At 67.0% G+C, this 16,463-nt stretch carries 13 protein-coding genes, 2 tRNA genes and 1 pseudogene; 9 read left to right on the top strand and 7 right to left on the bottom strand.

The window, feature by feature from the left end; genetic code table 11:
• Window positions 1–66 precede the first annotated feature (66 nt).
• The 3 genes from DMC18_RS03240 to DMC18_RS03230 all read right to left on the bottom strand — a co-directional run bounded on the left by DMC18_RS03240 (window position 67) and on the right by DMC18_RS03230 (window position 3,819).
• Window positions 67–1,278: a DUF2336 domain-containing protein gene (locus DMC18_RS03240; RefSeq protein WP_110120886.1), complete on the bottom strand. Its 1,212-nt coding sequence runs from the start codon at window positions 1,276–1,278 to the stop codon at window positions 67–69.
• 130 nt (window positions 1,279–1,408) lie between these two features.
• A complete protein-coding gene (locus DMC18_RS03235) occupies window positions 1,409–2,293 on the bottom strand; it encodes a crotonase/enoyl-CoA hydratase family protein (protein ID WP_110120887.1) in 885 nt (294 codons plus the stop codon).
• A 191-nt stretch (window positions 2,294–2,484) separates the two neighbouring features.
• Window positions 2,485–3,819, bottom strand: a complete 1,335-nt coding sequence (locus DMC18_RS03230) for a cytochrome P450 (RefSeq protein WP_110120888.1) — start codon at window positions 3,817–3,819, stop codon at window positions 2,485–2,487.
• Between the two features lie 204 nt (window positions 3,820–4,023).
• Between DMC18_RS03230 and DMC18_RS03225 the strand changes: the two genes are divergently transcribed.
• The 3 genes from DMC18_RS03225 to DMC18_RS03215 all read left to right on the top strand — a co-directional run bounded on the left by DMC18_RS03225 (window position 4,024) and on the right by DMC18_RS03215 (window position 7,002).
• Window positions 4,024–5,562: an acyl-CoA synthetase gene (locus DMC18_RS03225; protein ID WP_110120889.1), complete on the top strand. Its 1,539-nt coding sequence runs from the start codon at window positions 4,024–4,026 to the stop codon at window positions 5,560–5,562.
• Between the two features lie 112 nt (window positions 5,563–5,674).
• Window positions 5,675–6,277 (top strand): ParB N-terminal domain-containing protein, encoded by a 603-nt coding sequence (locus DMC18_RS03220; RefSeq protein ID WP_158285846.1) that lies wholly within the window; start codon window positions 5,675–5,677, stop codon window positions 6,275–6,277.
• 275 nt (window positions 6,278–6,552) lie between these two features.
• Window positions 6,553–7,002, top strand: a complete 450-nt coding sequence (locus tag DMC18_RS03215) for a MaoC family dehydratase (RefSeq protein ID WP_110120891.1) — start codon at window positions 6,553–6,555, stop codon at window positions 7,000–7,002.
• A 36-nt stretch (window positions 7,003–7,038) separates the two neighbouring features.
• Here the strand turns inward: DMC18_RS03215 and DMC18_RS03210 are convergent.
• Both DMC18_RS03210 and DMC18_RS03205 read right to left on the bottom strand, forming a co-directional pair.
• Window positions 7,039–7,241: pseudogene (locus DMC18_RS03210) on the bottom strand (CsbD family protein).
• A 97-nt stretch (window positions 7,242–7,338) separates the two neighbouring features.
• The gene (locus tag DMC18_RS03205; RefSeq protein ID WP_233245302.1) at window positions 7,339–8,223 is read right to left on the bottom strand and encodes a serine protease; all 885 of its coding nucleotides are present in this window, start codon (window positions 8,221–8,223) and stop codon (window positions 7,339–7,341) included.
• A 103-nt stretch (window positions 8,224–8,326) separates the two neighbouring features.
• Here DMC18_RS03205 and DMC18_RS03200 point away from each other — a divergent pair, with 103 nt between their 5' ends.
• The 4 genes from DMC18_RS03200 (at window position 8,327) to DMC18_RS03185 (ending at window position 13,070) form a co-directional block, all read left to right on the top strand.
• Window positions 8,327–10,507 (top strand): S9 family peptidase, encoded by a 2,181-nt coding sequence (locus tag DMC18_RS03200; protein ID WP_110120893.1) that lies wholly within the window; start codon window positions 8,327–8,329, stop codon window positions 10,505–10,507.
• Window positions 10,508–10,621: 114 nt separating this feature from the next.
• Complete coding sequence (locus tag DMC18_RS03195; RefSeq protein ID WP_110120894.1) at window positions 10,622–11,176, top strand: GNAT family N-acetyltransferase; 555 nt, start codon at window positions 10,622–10,624, stop codon at window positions 11,174–11,176.
• A gap of 49 nt (window positions 11,177–11,225) precedes the next feature.
• A complete protein-coding gene (locus DMC18_RS03190) occupies window positions 11,226–11,594 on the top strand; it encodes a hypothetical protein (protein WP_110120895.1) in 369 nt (122 codons plus the stop codon).
• Window positions 11,595–11,672: 78 nt separating this feature from the next.
• Complete coding sequence (locus DMC18_RS03185; RefSeq protein WP_110120896.1) at window positions 11,673–13,070, top strand: hypothetical protein; 1,398 nt, start codon at window positions 11,673–11,675, stop codon at window positions 13,068–13,070.
• Between the two features lie 71 nt (window positions 13,071–13,141).
• On the opposite strand, the gene DMC18_RS03180 is transcribed toward DMC18_RS03185, so the two are convergent.
• Window positions 13,142–13,579, bottom strand: a complete 438-nt coding sequence (locus tag DMC18_RS03180) for a MucR family transcriptional regulator (RefSeq protein ID WP_110120897.1) — start codon at window positions 13,577–13,579, stop codon at window positions 13,142–13,144.
• Window positions 13,580–13,972: 393 nt separating this feature from the next.
• Window positions 13,973–14,046 (bottom strand) — tRNA-Gln (locus tag DMC18_RS03175).
• A gap of 186 nt (window positions 14,047–14,232) precedes the next feature.
• Between DMC18_RS03175 and DMC18_RS03170 the strand changes: the two genes are divergently transcribed.
• A tRNA-Pro gene (locus DMC18_RS03170) sits at window positions 14,233–14,309 on the top strand.
• Between the two features lie 166 nt (window positions 14,310–14,475).
• Entirely contained in the window at window positions 14,476–16,254 is a 1,779-nt protein-coding gene (gene sppA / locus DMC18_RS03165) for a signal peptide peptidase SppA (RefSeq protein WP_110120898.1), read from the top strand.
• Window positions 16,255–16,463 lie beyond the last annotated feature (209 nt).

Below are 16,463 nucleotides of genomic sequence, written 5' to 3'. Positions count from 1 at the left end.
CTGAGAGACCCCTCATCCGACGGCCTTCGGCCGCCACCTTCTCCCGCAAGGGGAGAAGGCAATCTCCTACCGCCCGAAGTCCCGCGACAGGGCCAGCATCGCCGCGCGCTGCGGCACCGAATATTCGTCGATGGCGTCGGTGTCGCCGTCGCGGATGGCCTTCAGCAGGGCCGGGGTCAGGGCCGAGGAGAGCGACCAGTTCCAGTAGCGCAGCACCGTCTGGGCCCGGTCGACGGCGATGGCGTCGAACACGCCCAGCACCCGCTCCAGCCCCGGCGAAGGCCCGCCGTTGGCGTCGGTCTCGGGCCGGCGCAGGCCGCGCCACAGGGCCCGCACCGCCGCGCGCGGCAGGCCGGTGGCCTTGCACAGGATGGCGATCGGCTCGCCGCCCGGATCGGTGAAGATCTTGGCGCCGGTCATCGGCTTGAGACCGGCCAGGTACGAGATCTCCTCGGCCGTCTCGCGGGTCAGGCCGGTCTGGGCCGCGGCGACGGCGTCCTCCAGGCTGTCGAACGGGCTCTTGGCGATGGCGGCGCGGTTGCGTTGCCGGCGCTCGATGAACTGCAGCGCCTTTCTCGACAGCGGGTCCTGCCAGCCCTCCTCCGAGGCCACGGCGAAGACGTCGCCGACGGCGTCCTGCAAAATCTCGCGCGAGACGGCGAAGCGCTGGAGGATCGTGCGCCGCGCCTCGGCGTCGGCCCACCAGAACATCACATAGGCGTGGCTGGGCCGCAGTTCGGCGCGCTTGAGCAGCAGGGCGATCAGGCCCGGATTGTCGCGCGTCATGGCCACGACGTTCTCGACGCCCTGGTGGCTGAAGCGGGCCAGGTCGTTGCGCAGCAGGGCCTCGACCACCGGGATCTCGCCCATGTCGACCAGGGCGTCGGCCACCACCTCGCCCACGCCACGGCGGATGGCGATCAGCCGGCGGTGCTCCTGGCTGGCGTGATAGAGGCAGTCGATCAGATCGGCGTCCGACAGGTTGGGCGAGTTCTCCAGCAGCGCCCGGGCCACCATCACCTCGTCGCGCAGCAGCAGGCGCACCAGGGAGCCCGGCATGTCGCTCAGCGTCGCCAGGCGCCGGGCGACCTTCTCGCGCTCCTCGACCACCGCCTCGCGCAGCATCTCGACCAGCAGGTCGGCGCACATGGCGCGCTCGAAATTGTTGATCCGGCTGGCCGGCAGGCAGACCACGTCGGCCAGCCGCTTGAGCAGCGCGGCGCGCGACTTGGGCGGAACGGCGATCGGCTTGGCGAAGGGCGAAATCGGGTCGGTCATGATCTTCCTGGCGGCGAAGCCCCCATCGCCGGATTCGAAACTAGACGGGAAACGTCTTTAACTTCGAATAAGCGCCAAGGATTCTCCCGCCAGGAGAATTTGCGGCCTTACAGCCCTATCCGCCAGAGCTTCAGCGAAATTGTCGCGGCTCCCATTCGGGCCAGATGTCAGGCAGGTCGGTCGAGACGCGGTTGGGATAGGCCGGCGGGCGCTTTTCCAGGAACGAGGTCACCCCCTCCTTGGCGTCGCCCGAGGCGCCGCGCGACTGGATGGCCCGGCTGTCGGCCTTGTGGGCCTCCATCGGATGGTCGGCCCCGGCCATGCGCCACAGCAGTTGCCGGGTCAGGGCCACCGAGACGGGGGCGGTATTGTCGGCGATCTCGCGGGCCAGGGCCTTGGCGGCCGGCAGCAGATCCTCGGGCGCGTGCAGCGAGCGCACGAACCCGCGCTCCTTGGCCTCCGAGGCCGGGAACACCCGGCCGGTGTAGCACCACTCCAACGCCGTCTGCATCCCGACCAGCCGCGGCAGGAACCACGACGAACAGGCCTCCGGCGTGATGCCCCGCCGCGCGAACACGAAGCCGAACTTGGCGTCCTCGCTGGCCAGGCGGATGTCCATGGCCAGCTGCATGGTCGCCCCCACGCCGACGGCCGCGCCGTTCACGGCCGCGATCACCGGCTTGAGGCTGTCATAGATCCGCAGGGTCACCCGGCCGCCGCCGTCGCGATAGACGTCGCCGACCTTGCCCTCCTCGCGCTCCAGCGCCTGGGGCGAGGTGCGGTCGAAGGTGGCCCCGCCGCTCGACAGGTCGGCCCCGGCGCAGAAGGCCCGGCCCGCGCCGGTGACGATCACCACCTTCACCGCGTCGTCGGCGTCGGTGATGTCGAAGACCTCGATCAGCTCCTTCATCATCCGGGCGGTGAAGGCGTTCAGCTTCTCCGGCCGGTTCAGGGTGATCGTCGCGATCCCGTCCTCGACGGCGTAGAGCAGGGTCTCGAAGGCGGGCTGCGACATGGGCGGGGCTCCCTGGATGATCTCTTTTCAAACGATCGTATGGCGCATCAGCAAGAACGCACAACCCCTCCCCCTTGATGGGGGAGGGGCAGGGGTGGGGGTGAATACGGCGGTGGACGCCGTGCGCCGCCGCCAGCTCAGCAGGTCACCCCCATCCCCAGCCCTTCCCCCCTCAAGGGGGAAGGGAGTTCTCAAGCCCGCCGCACCCCCAGCTTGCTGATCGCATGCACGAAATTGTTGGCCGCGATTTCCATGCTCCCCGTCCACTCCAGGTCGGGGAACCGCGCCAGGATCTGGCGATAGGCCTCCTCCAGCTGGATCTGGGCCACGCGCTTGCCCAGGCAGGTATGGGGGCCATAGCCGAAGGCGACGTGCTTGCCGGCGTTGGCGCGGGTCACGTCCAGGCGGTCGGGATCGGCGAAAACCTCCGGATCACGGTTGGCCGCGCCGTAGTACATCACCACCTTCTCGCCCTCGCGGATCTGCTGGCCGGCCACCTCGACGTCGCGCGTCGCCGTGCGGCGCATGTAGATCACCGGGCTGACCATGCGGATAAACTCGTCGACCGCGCCCGGCAACAGGGCCGGATCGTCGATCAGCCGCTGCTTCTGCTCGGGAAACTCGGTCAGCAGCTTCATCGCGCCCGACAGCGTGTTGCGCGTCGTATCGTTGCCCGCGAAGACGATCAGCAGCCACGAGCCGTCCAGATATTCGTCGGCCAGCAGGTCGCCGTCGACCTGGGCGCGGGCGATGGCGGTCATCAAATCCTGCTTCGGATCCTCCCGGCGCTTCAGCAGCATGGTGCGGCCGTAGTCGAACATCTCCTCGATGTTCTCGTTGAAGTCGGCCACGAACTGCATCAGCTCCAGCGTCGGGGTGATCGGGGCCATGGCCTGCTGCACGGCCAAGTCCTGGGCGCGCTCCAGATAGTGCATCCAACGCAGGAACCTGTCCCGGTCCTCAGGCGGCACGCCCAGGATCTCGCACAGGGTGAACAACGGCAGGATCGACGAGAACCGCTCGACCATGTCGATCTCGGCGCCGCCGGCCAGCAGCGGCTCCATCTCGTCGAGCAGGCGCGTGACCTCTCCCCGCACCTTCTCGGTCAGGCCGCGCAGATAGCCGGCGGTGAAATAGGGCATGTGCTCGCGGCGCAGCTGCAGGTGATGCGGCGCGTCGAGATTGATCATGGTGTCCATGGTCGCCCGGAACAGCAGGGCGTGGCGCTTGTCGGGCGGCCCCATCGACATCAGGATCCCGCCCTTCTGCGACGAGAAGGTCTCCGGATCGCCGTTCACCCGCATGACGTCCTCGTGGCGGGTGACAGCCCAGAAGCCCGGCCCGCCGAACGGCTCGGCGTGCCACATCACCGGCGCTTCCTTTCGCATCCGCACGAAGTCGGCGAAGGGCTGGCCCTGGGTGAAGCGGAAGATGTCGGCGAGATCGACGCCCTCGAGGGTCGGATAGGTCGGCGCGGCGGCCGGTCCCGGCCGTCCGTCCACCGCCGTCTGGCTGATCAGTTCCATGCGCGCCTCCCGTTGAACATCGTTCTTTTGCGGCACGATCACCCAGTATGGCGTCGCCGCCAACGGCGCCCCTACGGCAACTTGCGCGACAGTTCGCGCTTGAAGCATGCTCCAGATGAACGCCGATCACGCGGGCGACACGCGGACGGCGCCCAGGGAGAGAAACGGCCGTGCTCGCCTTGGCGGGACGGCCCTGGAGGGTCCATGCATCCGAGCGTCCATGCCCTAGCCCAGCCCGACAAGCCCGCCTTCGTGATGGCCGGCTCGGGCGAGACGGTGACCTATCGAGAACTCGACGACCGCTCGAACCAGGGGGCGCAGCTCTTCCGCTCGATGGGGCTGGGGGTCGGCGACGTCGTGGCCATCCTGCTCGACAACCATCCGCGCTATCTGGAGATCGCCTGGGCGGCCCAGCGGGCGGGGCTCTATTTCACCTGCGTCTCGACCAAGCTGACCGCGCCCGAGGTCGAGTACATCGTCAAGGATTGCGGGGCCAAGGCGCTGATCGCCGGCCCGGCGCTGGACGCGGTCGCGCAAAGTCTTGCTCCGCTGATCCCGGGCGTCGCCCTGCTGCGGGTCGACGGCGCGCTCGCCCCCTATGGCGACTTCGACGCCGCCCGCGCGGCCATGCCGACGACGCCGGTCGCCGACGAGACCTCGGGTTCGGACATGCTCTATTCGTCGGGCACCACGGGACGGCCCAAGGGCGTGAAGCCCGCCCTGAACGGCGCGCCGATCGACGCGCCGACGGCCTTGCAGATGATGGCCCAGCACCTCTTCAAGCTGGACGGCGACAGCATTTATCTCTCGCCCGCCCCGCTCTACCACGCCGCTCCGCTGCGCTGGTGCATGAGCGTGCACAAGCTGGGCGGCACGGTCGTGGTGATGGAGAAGTTCGATCCCGAAAATGCCCTGGCCCTGATCGAGAAGCACCACGCCACCTGCGGCCAGTTCGTGCCGACCCACTTCGTGCGGATGCTGAAACTGCCGGAGGCCGTGCGGACGAAGTACGACGTTTCCAGCATGAAGTCGGCGATCCACGCCGCCGCGCCCTGCCCGATCCCGGTCAAGGAGCAGATGATCGGCTGGTGGGGTCCGGTGATCTACGAGTACTACGCCGGCACCGAGGGCAACGGCTTCTGCTGGATCGACAGCGACAACTGGCTGGAGCGGCGCGGTTCGGTGGGCCAGGCGGCGCTGGGCGAACTGCGCATCTGCGACGAGGCCGGCGATCCCCTGCCCGCCCGCGCCGAGGGCGTCGTCTACTTCGCCAACGGCCCCGCCGTAACCTACCACAACGCCCCGGAAAAGACGGCCGAAAGCTACAACAAGCACGGCTGGACGACTCTGGGCGACGTCGGCTGGGCCGACGAGGACGGCTATCTCTACCTGACCGACCGCAAGAGCTTCATGATCATCTCCGGCGGGGTGAACATCTATCCGCAGGAGATCGAGAACCTCCTGATCACCCATCCCCGGGTCGCCGACGCGGCCGTGGTCGGCGCGCCCGACGAGGAGATGGGCGAGAAGGTCGTCGCCGTGATCCAGCCGCTGGACTGGTCCGACGCCGGCCCGGACCTGGCCGCCGAACTCCTGGCCTTCGCCCGCGACAACCTCAGCCACGTGAAGGCCCCGCGCCAGGTCGACTTCGTGCGCGAGCTGCCCAGGCATCCGACGGGGAAGCTCTACAAGCGGCTGGTGAGGGACGCCTACTGGGGCAAGGGCGAGGGGCGGATCGTCTAGAAAAAGACGACAAGACATCAAACCGACCGCCGACTGTCACAGGGCTATGCCCGCCCAAGCTCATCGTCTCCCGATCAGCAGCTATCCCGTTGCTGAAAGCGAGGAATTAGCGATGAACGCCGTCCAGAGCGTTAGCCTACAAAGCCACGCCATACGACTTTGGCGATACGACGGGTTACCTCTACCCGAATGGATGCCGCAAGATACAGCAAGCTACATTGAGGCGAACGGTACTTTCTCCTTGAACACCGAGCTCGGTCTGGCACGTGTGCACCCAGGGAACATCGTCGTCGAACAGCGCGGCGCGTTCTGGGTTCGCTCTTCCGAAGATCTTTCGGATTTGATCGCGGAACTCAAGATCCGCGCCACTCCCTCGATCACAGCGATTGGCCCAGGAAAAGCGAGCCAGTTCGGAGAAATCGTTCGCCCCAAGGAAAATCGGAACAGAAAGGCGACACCGCATCCTCCAAGGTTCGCTCCGCCGATCGGCTCCCTACCGTCTATCGAATGGGTTCATCTCGACAGGCTATCCGTCGACGAAACCTATCAGCGCACTACGGACAATGCGGCCTCGCGGAGACTGATAAGCAGCATCGCAGCCAAGTTCGATTGGCGCCTATGCGCGCCCCTGGTCGTAGCCCGCCGTACCGACGACGCTCTCGTCATCATCGATGGACAACACAGGTGGATGGCGGCGCAATCTTTGGCGGCCTAATCGCAATCATGTCCAAGCCACCTGAGAATCTTGACCCTGATCGTCTTGTCGAGGCTCTCAAAACAATGAGTGCAGACGACTGGGGCCTGCACGCCGAAGGCCTGAATGGAGGCGACTCAAGAATAGCCGCTTTGCGAACAGCTATCCTCAACGCATACGAAAAAGTCGTGCTCTGAAGCTAGCGCTCATGGCCCCTTCCTCCTTAAAAAGGAGGAAGGGTTGTGATCAACGCCCGCTCGTGATCTCTTCCAAACAAACGTTTGGGAGAACGCCGCATGAAAGAGATCGCCTTCGCCGACATCGCCAGCCTGGTCGGCCAGGAGGTCGGGGTGTCCGACTGGGTCGAGATCAGCCAGGAGCGGGTCAACCAGTTCGCCGAAGCCACCGGCGACCACCAGTGGATCCACATCGACGTCGAGCGGGCCACTCGCGAGATCGGCGGGCCGATCGCCCACGGCTATCTCACCCTGTCGCTGATCCCGATGCTGGGCGCGGGCATACTGCACGTCACCGGCGTAACGCGCGGCATCAACTACGGCTGCGACAAGGTGCGGTTCACGGGCATGGTGCGCGTCGGCAAGCGGGTGCGCATGCGCCAGAAGCTGGTGGCCGTCGAGCCCAAGGCCGGCGGCCTGCAGATGAAGAACGAATGCACCATCGAGATCGAGGGCGAAGAGCGCCCGGCCTGCGTGGCCGAAACCATCTCGATCATCTACGGCGCATAAGAAGAAAGGCCCCGGGATCGCTCCTGGGGCCTTCGTCTATCTGGCTAAAACCAAGCCTAGCGCTTGATCGCGTCGCCGATCTTGTCCTGGGCCTGGCCGACCTTGTTCTGGACGTCGCCCTTGAGCTTCTGGGCCGCGCCTTCGGCTTCCAGGCGTTCGTTGTCGGTGGCCTTGCCGACGGCTTCCTTCACCGCGCCCACGCCCTTGTCGACTGCGCCTTCGACACGATTGGTGCTCATGGCTTGCTCCTGGTTGGAATTGAACTCCCCATCCGAACGGGAGCCCCGGAGCAAAGGTTCCTAGCGTGACCAGAGCCTGATCAGCGCCAGAACCGCGTCAGCGATTGTAGCCGGTCACCGATACGGCCTGGACTGCGACGACGCCTTGGACCGCCCCAGGAGGCGGCGTCGCCGACGGAGCCTGGACGACGGCCTGGGTGGCGGGCTTGGCCGGCGCGGCCTGGATGACCGGCGGGCCGGCGGCCTTGTCGAGCAGGGCCACAGTCTCGCGGATATATTTGGCGTGGGTGACGATGCCGATCTCCAGGCGCTCGCCCGACAGCTCGACCTGCTGGGTCAGCATGCCGGCCACGAACTGCACTTCCTGGCTTTCGGTCGAGCCCGGCCGGCGGCGCGCGCCCTCGGCCATGAACACCGGCCCGCCCGAATTGCCGGGGAACACCGAGAAATCCATCAGGAAGGTCGGGAACACGCTGGCGGGGGCCAAGGGGTACGACGCCACCCGGCCCGAGCGCAGGATTGGAAAGCCCGCGGTGTTGGCCGACAGGCCGCGCGGGAAGCCCAGCGCCATCATCTCGTCGCCGGGACCCAGGCTGTACTTGTTGAAGGTGTCGTCCTGGGCCAGCCAGGCCAGCGGGATGGCGGCCTTGGCGAATTCAGGCGGGGCCTCGACCTCGATGGCGGCGACGTCGCGGCTGGGATGTTTGATCCACAGCGGATGGTCGCCGTCGCGGATCTTCAGGGTGCGGGGGTCATAGCGCCAGACGCCGTCCGTCCCCTGTATGCGATAGCCGATCTTGGCCGAGACCGAAGGCATCTTGTCGAACACGTGGGCGGCGGTGACCAGGATGGTGCGCGGACGCCCCTCCGGCGTCGGGTCCTCGATGAGGAAACCGGTGCCGACCGTGCGCGAGCCGTCGGCGAGCGGCTGCTCGAGCTGCACCGTCGCCTGGATCAGATCGACCGACAGGTCCCACGCCATGAACGCCTCGTCTCCGATTCAACCTTTGACGCCGTAAGAGTTTGACCAGAGGCGCCCGCCGCAACAAGTTGGCGTTCTGACGCATCCGAGGGGGAATCTGTCCATGAACCGGCGCGAAATGATGACGAGCGCTGCCGCCGTCGCCGCCGCCTCCTCCGCTGTCCTGATCCCCGGGAGTTCCATGTCCGCCACCGCCAAGCCCGTTCCGCCCGTCGCCAAGAAGATCCCCAAGCGCATCGAGCAGCTGGGGCGCGTGCGGGTCGACGACTACGCCTGGATGAAGGACGACAACTGGCAGAAGGTGCTGCGCGACCCGAGCCTGATCAAGGCCGAGGTCAAGGAGCACCTCACCGCCGAGAACGCCTACGTCAAGGCGATGCTGGCCCCCACCGAGGACCTGCAGAAGGCGATGTTCGAGGAGATGAAGGGCCGCATCAAGGAGGACGACTCCTCGGTCCCCGCCCCCGACGGCGCGTTTGACTACTATTCGCGCTTCGCCATCGGCGGCCAGCATCCGATCTATGCACGCCGCGCTCGCGGCAAGACCGACGGCGAGGAGGTGCTGCTCGACAGCGACGCCCTGGCCAAGGGCAAGGCCTACAGCCAGGTGGCGGCCGCCGAGCACAGCCCCGACCACAAGCTGTTCGCCTATGCCGAGGACGCGCAGGGCTCGGAAGTCTTCAAGATCTACGTCAAGGACCTGGCCACGGGGCAGGTCCTGGCCGAGCCGGTCGAAAGCAGCACCGGCGACTTCACCTGGTCGCCAGACTCGCAATGGCTGTTCTGGACCCACCGCGACGACAACGGCCGTTCCGACAAGATCTATCGCCGCCCCGCCCGCGGCGGGCTGAAGGACGACGTGCTGGTCTATGACGAGCCCGACGACGGCTTCTTCGTCAGCGTCAGCGTCACCGGCTCGGACGCCTTCATCGTCATCAGCGCCGGCGACCACGAGACCTCCGAGACCCTACTGATCCCGGCGAACGACGTCGCCGCCAAGCCGAAAGCCGTCGAGCCGCGCACGCCGGGCCTGCGCTATTCGGTCGAGCACTGGGACGGCAAGTTCGTCATCCTGACCAACGCCGACGACGCCATCGACTTCAAGCTGGTCGAGGCCCCGGTCGACAATCCGGGCCGGGCGAACTGGAAGGACTTCGTCGCCCACAAGCCGGGGACCTTCATCACCGGCCACGCCGCCTACAAGGAGCACCTGGTCCGCGTCGAGCGGGTCAACGCCAACACCCGCATCGTCATCACCGACCGCGCGACCAAGGCAGAGAAGCCGATCGTCGTCGACGAGCAGGCCTATGTGCTGAGCGTCGAGGGCGGCTATGAGTTCGACACCCCGACCCTGCGCTACGTCTACCAGTCGCCGACCACGCCCCGGCAGTGGTTCGACTACGACATGCGCACCGGCGACAAGGTGCTGCGCAAGACCCAGGAGATCCCCTCGGGCCACGATCCGTCCAAGTACGTGACCAAGCGCCTCTATGCGAAGGCGCCCGACGGCGCCGAGGTGCCGGTGACCGTGCTGATGAAGAAGGACGTCAAGCTCGACGGCAAGGCGCCGCTGCTGCTCTACGGCTACGGCAGCTACGGCATGTCGATGGATCCATCGTTTTCGATCCGCAACTTCAGCCTGGTCGACCGCGGCTGGATCTGGGCCATCGCCCACGTGCGCGGCGGCTCGGAAAAGGGTTACGGCTGGTTCCTGGACGGAAAGAAGTTCAAGAAGAAGAACACCTTCACCGACTTCATCGCCAGCGCCGAGCACCTGCATGCGGCCGGCTACGGCGCCAAGGGGCGCACGGTCGCCTATGGCGGCTCGGCCGGCGGCATGCTGATGGGCGCGATCACCAACCTGCGGCCCGACCTGTGGGCCGGGATCATCGGGGCGGTGCCGTTCGTCGACGTGCTCAACACCATGAGCGACACCTCCCTGCCGCTGACCCCGCCGGAATGGCCCGAATGGGGCAATCCGCTGGAGGACAAGGAGGCCTACGACTACATCGCCAGCTATTCGCCGTACGACAACGTCACCGCCAAGCCCTATCCGGCCGTGCTGGCCACCGGCGGCCTGTCGGACCCGCGCGTCACCTATTGGGAGCCCGAGAAGTGGGCGGCCAAGCTGCGCGAGCACACGACCAGCGGCGATCCGATCCTGCTGAAGATCAACATGGAGGCCGGCCACGGCGGCGCCTCGGGCCGCTTCGACTTCCTCAAGGAGATCGCGCTCGACTACGCCTTCGCGGTGTGGGCGATCGACAAGGGCTGGAAGGCTTAGGCCTTCCCCCTCCGGCCCTCCGGGCCACCTCCCCCAGAGGGGGAGGATCCGATTGCGTAGATGCTCCCCCTCTGGGGGAGCTGTCGGCGAAGCCGACTGAGGGGGTCTTCCCACATGTCCGAACTCATTATCCGCCCCTCCACCGACGCCGACGTCGCCGCGATCACGGCCATCTACGGCTGGAACGTGCTCAATGGCCTGGGCACCTTCGAAGAGGTTCCGCCCGACGAGGCCGAGATGGCCCGCCGGCGCGCGGCCTTCCTCGATCGCGGCCTGCCCTATCTGGTCGCCGAGCAGGACGGAAAGGTGCTGGGCTACGCCTATGCCGGTCCGTTCCGGCTACGGGCGGCCTATCGCTACACCGTCGAGGACAGCATCTATGTCGCCCCCGACGCGGCCGGCAAAGGCGTCGGCAAGGCGCTGCTCAAGGCCCTGATCGAGATCTGCGAGGGCCTGGGCCTGCGCCAGATCTGCGCGGTGATCGGCGACAGCGGCAACGCCGCCTCGATCGGCGTGCACGCCTCGCTGGGCTTCGAGCACAAGGGCGTCTTCCCCGCCATGGGCTACAAGTTCGGCCGCTGGGTGGACCTCGTTTGGATGCAATTGCCCCTGAACGGCGGCGGCGACACGCCTCCGGACGCGCCGGGACTGTCGCTGAGCGGGGTGTGACATTGCGGGATGGTTGCGCAGCGTCGCGACCATCCCTAGTTTCCCGCCCATGCGCGGGCTTCGCCTCCTTCTTCTGGCCCTGATCGCGGTGGCTTTCGCCGCTGGCGGGATCATGCGCGCCGCGCCGGCCCAGGCCTCGTCCATGCCCGCCTGCCACGAGATGGCGATGGACGGCATGGACATGGGCCCCATGGACGGGGACGCCGCCGATCACGCCCCCGCCGACAAGGACGCCGACCACAAGTCCAAGCCTGGCGCCATGGCGACCAGCTGCTGCGTCGGCTGCCTGCCGGCCGGCCAGCGCGTCGCCGCCGGCGACCTGGCCGCACGAACCGCCAGCGCCGTAGAGTTCTCGGCCCACACCCCGTCGCTCGACGGCCTGAACGCCGCGCCGGAACCCCGCCCTCCGCGCGCCTGATCGCTAGACCGCGCGCCGACGCAGGCGCGCCTTTTCTCAAAACGTCTTACGATCACCGTTCCCAAGAAAGGCAGTCCCATGACCGCCCTCTCCTTCCGCGCGCGGCTGCTGGCCGGCGCGTGCACGATTGCGAGCCTGACGCTCGCCACCGCCGCCTTCGCCCAGGATCATACCGGCCACGCCATGCCCGCCCAGGCGACTACGGCCGAAGCCGAACCGCCGGCCGATCCGCATGCGGGCCACCACATGGCCATGCCGCAGTCCGACACCATCGACGACGGCTATATGAGCCTGCCTCCGCACGACGGCATGGTCATGCCCATGGTCAGCCCGCTGGGCGCCTATTCCATGACCCGCGACGCCGGCGGCACCGCCTGGCAGCCCGACGCCACGCCGAACTTCGGGATCATGAAGCACAGCGGCGAGTGGATGCTGATGGGCCACGCCCTGCTGAACGGCGTCTATGTCGATCAGGGCGGCCCGCGCGGCGGCTCCAAGGCCTTCGCGGCCGGCATGTTCATGGGCATGGCCCAGCGGCAGGTCGGCCCGGGCATGCTGGGCTTCAAGGCCATGGTCAGCCCCGACCCTTTCATGGGCAAGAGCGGCTATCCGCTGCTGATGGCCGTGGGCGAGACGGCCGACGGCGAGCATGCGCTGGTCGATCGCCAGCATCCACATGATCTCTTCATGGAGCTGTCGGCCAGCTACAGCCTCAGCGTCGGCGACAAGTCGGACGTCTATCTCTACGCCGGCCTGCCCGGCTCGCCCGCCTACGGTCCGCCGGCCTTCATGCATCGGGCCTCGTCGATGGACAGCCCGGAAGCCCCGATCAGCCACCACTGGTTCGACTCGACGCACATCACGTTCGGCGTGGTCACGGCCGGGTTCTCGCACGACGACTGGAAGATCGAGACCAGCGCCTTCCGCGGCCGCGAGCCCGACCAGAAGCGCTACGACATCGAGACCGGTCAGCTGGACAGCGTCTCGGCGCGCCTGTCGTACATTCCGACGCCGAACTGGGCGCTGCAGACCAGCTGGGCGAAGATCAACAGCCCCGAGGCGCTGGATCCCGACAAGGACGAGGCCCGCGCCTCGGCCAGCGCGCTCTACGCCCGGCCCCTGGGCAAGGACGGCTCGATCAGCGCCACCCTGGCCTGGTCGCGCAAGGACCGGATCCCGGGCGACGCCCTGCAGGCCTGGCTGGCCGAAGGCTCCGTCAAGCCGAACGACCGCTGGACGATCTTCGCCCGCGCCGAGCAGGTGGAGCAGGACGAGCTGGCCGACCATCACGGCTCGCACTCGGGCGAGGCCTATACGGTGCGCCGCGTGTCGCTGGGGGCGATCCGCGACTTCCAGATCGCAGAGAGCGTGAAGTTCGGGATCGGCGGGCTGGTCAGCGCCTACGATGCGCCGCAAGCGCTGGGCTATGACGACCCGATGGGCGGCATGGCCTTCGTCCGGTTGCGGATCGGGTAGGTAGAAAGAAGAAAGCCCCGCCGGTGACGGCGGGGCTTTCGTGTTCTCGGGTCTCCAAGAAGACCGAAGGATCAGGCCTTGCGGGCGCGAGCCTTGCCGGGGGCCTTGGCCTTGCGGCCGCCTTGACCCAGGCCGAGGGCCTTGGCCATGGCCGAGCGGGCTTCGCTGTAGGCCGGGGCGGTCGTCGGGTAGTCGGCCGGCAGGCCCCACTTCGACTTGTATTCGGCCACGGTCATGCCGTGGGTGGTCAGGTGACGCTTCAGAGTCTTGTACGGCTTGCCGTCTTCGAAGCTGATCAGGGCGTCCGGCGTGATGCTCTTACGGATCTGGGCCGGAGTAGCCTTGGTAACGGTTTCGGCCACCGGGGCTTCCGGCGAGCCAATTCCGGCCAGCGCGTCGTGCGTCGCCCGGATCAACGCAGGCAGGTCAGAGACCGAAGTCGTGTTGTTGGCCACATAGTTGGCCACGATTTCGGCGGTCAGCTCGATCAGGGTCGCTTTGTCTTCCACGGCGTCACTCCACAATGACTTTAAATTTGGAAATACACCCGCCCTACGGAATTACAAGTACACAAATACGCGGCAGCGCTGCCAACGCTCCACAAAAACAGGCTTTATTTCGTGGAAACAATGAGGAGCACCGTTCTGCGGAACCATATCCGGCTTCGCATGCGCACACGTTCAAGTGCAGTTTACGCAAGGCAACCATCTCGCGGACGCGAAAACCGGCCAGAATCACGTCGCACTGCACATAAACCGGCGTGGAATGGATGTTCGGAGATTCGGCGCGGCCGGCGCGCGAGGCGTCCGTGCACTGACCGACAGACGCACAGATCACGTCAAACGGCTTGGCGCTTCACCGGGAGGCGTTTTCTACCAAGATAGGGAAGAAAAAGGGAGAAGTGGCTGGGGAACTAGGACTCGAACCTAGAATGACGGTACCAAAAACCGCAGTGTTACCATTACACCATTCCCCAGCAGGAACGGCTGCCGACCCAGGGGGCCGCGGCGAGGCGGTGGAGATAGCTCAGGATGCGGACGGTGGCAACGCCCTCCAAATTCTTTTTTTGGGTCCATTTTCGCGCTTGCGACTCTCCGCACCGCCTCCTATAAGCCGCCTCCCAAGTCGAGCGCGGCCACGCGGCCAGCCCGGCAGGGAAAGTCGGAGTGTGGCTCAGTCTGGTAGAGCACTGCGTTCGGGACGCAGGGGTCGCAGGTTCAAATCCTGCCACTCCGACCATCTTCTCTCCCGAGAAAATCCCCCCATTTGCATGAAGTCGCCGCAAGACGACGCAGGTTGCACGCTGTTCATTTGACCGCGTCGCGACAGTCGTTAGCTTGTGCTCGCGCGCGATGGTCGCCGTCGCGCTCTGGATTTCGCCCCTGGTTTTCTCGACGGGACCCCGATGAAGCAATTTCTCATGACCGTGGCCGGCGTCTTCGTCGGACTGGTGCTCTTTCTCGTCGGCGTCCCCTTTATCCTGATCGTCCTGGCGGCCGGCGCCGCCCGCCCCGCTCCCGTCCCGTCCCAGTCGGTGGTGCAGCTTGACCTGCGCGGCGGCCTTTCCGACCAGGACTCGCAGAACCCGTTCGCGGCCTTCGGCGGCGGCGGCCGCTCGGTGATGAACGTCATCGAGGTGCTGCGCCGCGCCGAGACCGACGACAAGGTCAAGGGCGTGCTGGTGCGCCTGCCCGAGGGCGGCATCGCCCCGGCCTCGGCCGACGAACTGGCCCAGGCCTTCAAGCACTTCCGCAGCGTCGGCAAGAAGCCGATCTTCGCCCACAGCCAGGGCCTCTATCCCTCGGGCATGTCGACCTCGACCTATCGCCTGGGCGCGGCCGCCAGCGAGTTCTGGATGCAGCCCGACAGCTCGCTGCAGGCCGTCGGCCTGTCCAGCGAGACGATGTTCTACAAGCGCCTGTTCGACAAATACGGCGTCAAGGCCGACTTCCAGCAGCGCTATGAATACAAGAACGCGGTCAATCCCTACCTGCACGACGACTTCACGCCGGCGCACCGGGAAGCCACCCTGTCGTGGATGGGCTCGGTCTATTCCAGCGCCCTCACCGCCGCCGCCCAGGATCGCAAGCTGGATCCGGCGCGCCTGATCAAGGCGATCCAGGCCGGCCCCTACAGCGCCCAGCAGGCGCAAGGGCTCGGCCTGATCGACAAGGTCGGCCAGGTCAAGGAAGCCCAGGACGCGATGCTGACCCGCGCCGGCAAGGGCGGCAAGCTGATCGAGTTCGACGACTACGCCTCGCGCTCCAAGAAGGACGCGGCCAAGACCGGTCCGGCCATCGCCGTGATCGGCGCCGAGGGCCCGATCGTCACCGGCTCGACCGCCCAGTCCTCGCCGTTCGGCGGCGACAGCACGATCTATTCGGACGAGGCCTCCAAGGCGATCTACGACGCCATCGACGACAAGGACGTCAAGGCGATCGTCTTCCGCGTCTCCTCGCCCGGCGGTTCGGACACGGCTTCGGAGCAGATCCTGGCGGCCGTCAGGGCCGCCAAGGCGGCCGGAAAGCCCGTGGTGGTCAGCATGGGCACCTACGCGGCCTCGGGCGGCTACTGGATCAGCAGCCAGGCCTCGTCGATCGTGGCCCAGCCCTCGACCCTGACGGGCTCGATCGGGGTGTTCGGCGGCAAGTTCGCCCTGGGCGAGGCCCTGTCGCGCTTTGGCGTCGACACCCGCCAGGTGACCGTGGGCGGCGACTACGCCGGCGCCTTCGGCACCAGCGAGGGCTTCACGGCCGACCAGAAGGCCCGCTTCTCGGCCTGGATGGACCATATCTATGACGGCTTCATCGCCCGCGTCGCCGAGGGCCGCAAGCTGCCCCGGGAGCGCGTTCGCGAGATCGCCAAGGGCCGCGTCTGGACCGGCGCCCAGGCCAAGGAACTGGGCCTGGTGGACGAGCTGGGCGGCTTCTACGACGCCGTCGAGAAGGCCAAGGCCCTGGCCGGCCTGAAGGGCGAGGTTCGCCTCAAGAAGGTGGGCGGTCCCAAGTCGCCGTTCGACGCCCTGGAACGCGCCCTGGGCGTCAGCTCGGCCTCGATGCGCACGGTGGCCGCCGCGGCCTGGATCCTGGGCGACCCGCGCTCCCAGGCGATCCTGGACGAGATGGCCAAGACCCGCCTGCGGGCGCAGGGCGCCAGCGTGCTGGCCGATACGCCGGTGCATTGATCCCCTTCCGGGCTTTGCTGGACTGACGAAGGCCGCTCCGAAAGGGGCGGCCTTTTTCTTACCCTCCCCCTGAAGGGGGAGGTGTCGGCGAAGCCGACGGAGGGGGGGAGTGACTGCTCTGGTCGGCGGCTGCGTCGACGTCAGCAGACACTTCCCCCTCCGGCCCTTCGGGCCACCTCCCCCTTCGGGGGGAGGGTCTTGGGGCATGG

This window comes from Caulobacter sp. D5, assembly GCF_003185805.1.
Lineage (GTDB): Bacteria > Pseudomonadota > Alphaproteobacteria > Caulobacterales > Caulobacteraceae > Caulobacter.
The sequence above is the reverse complement of the archived record's forward strand: the minus strand, read 5'-3'. Positions and strand labels throughout refer to the sequence as shown.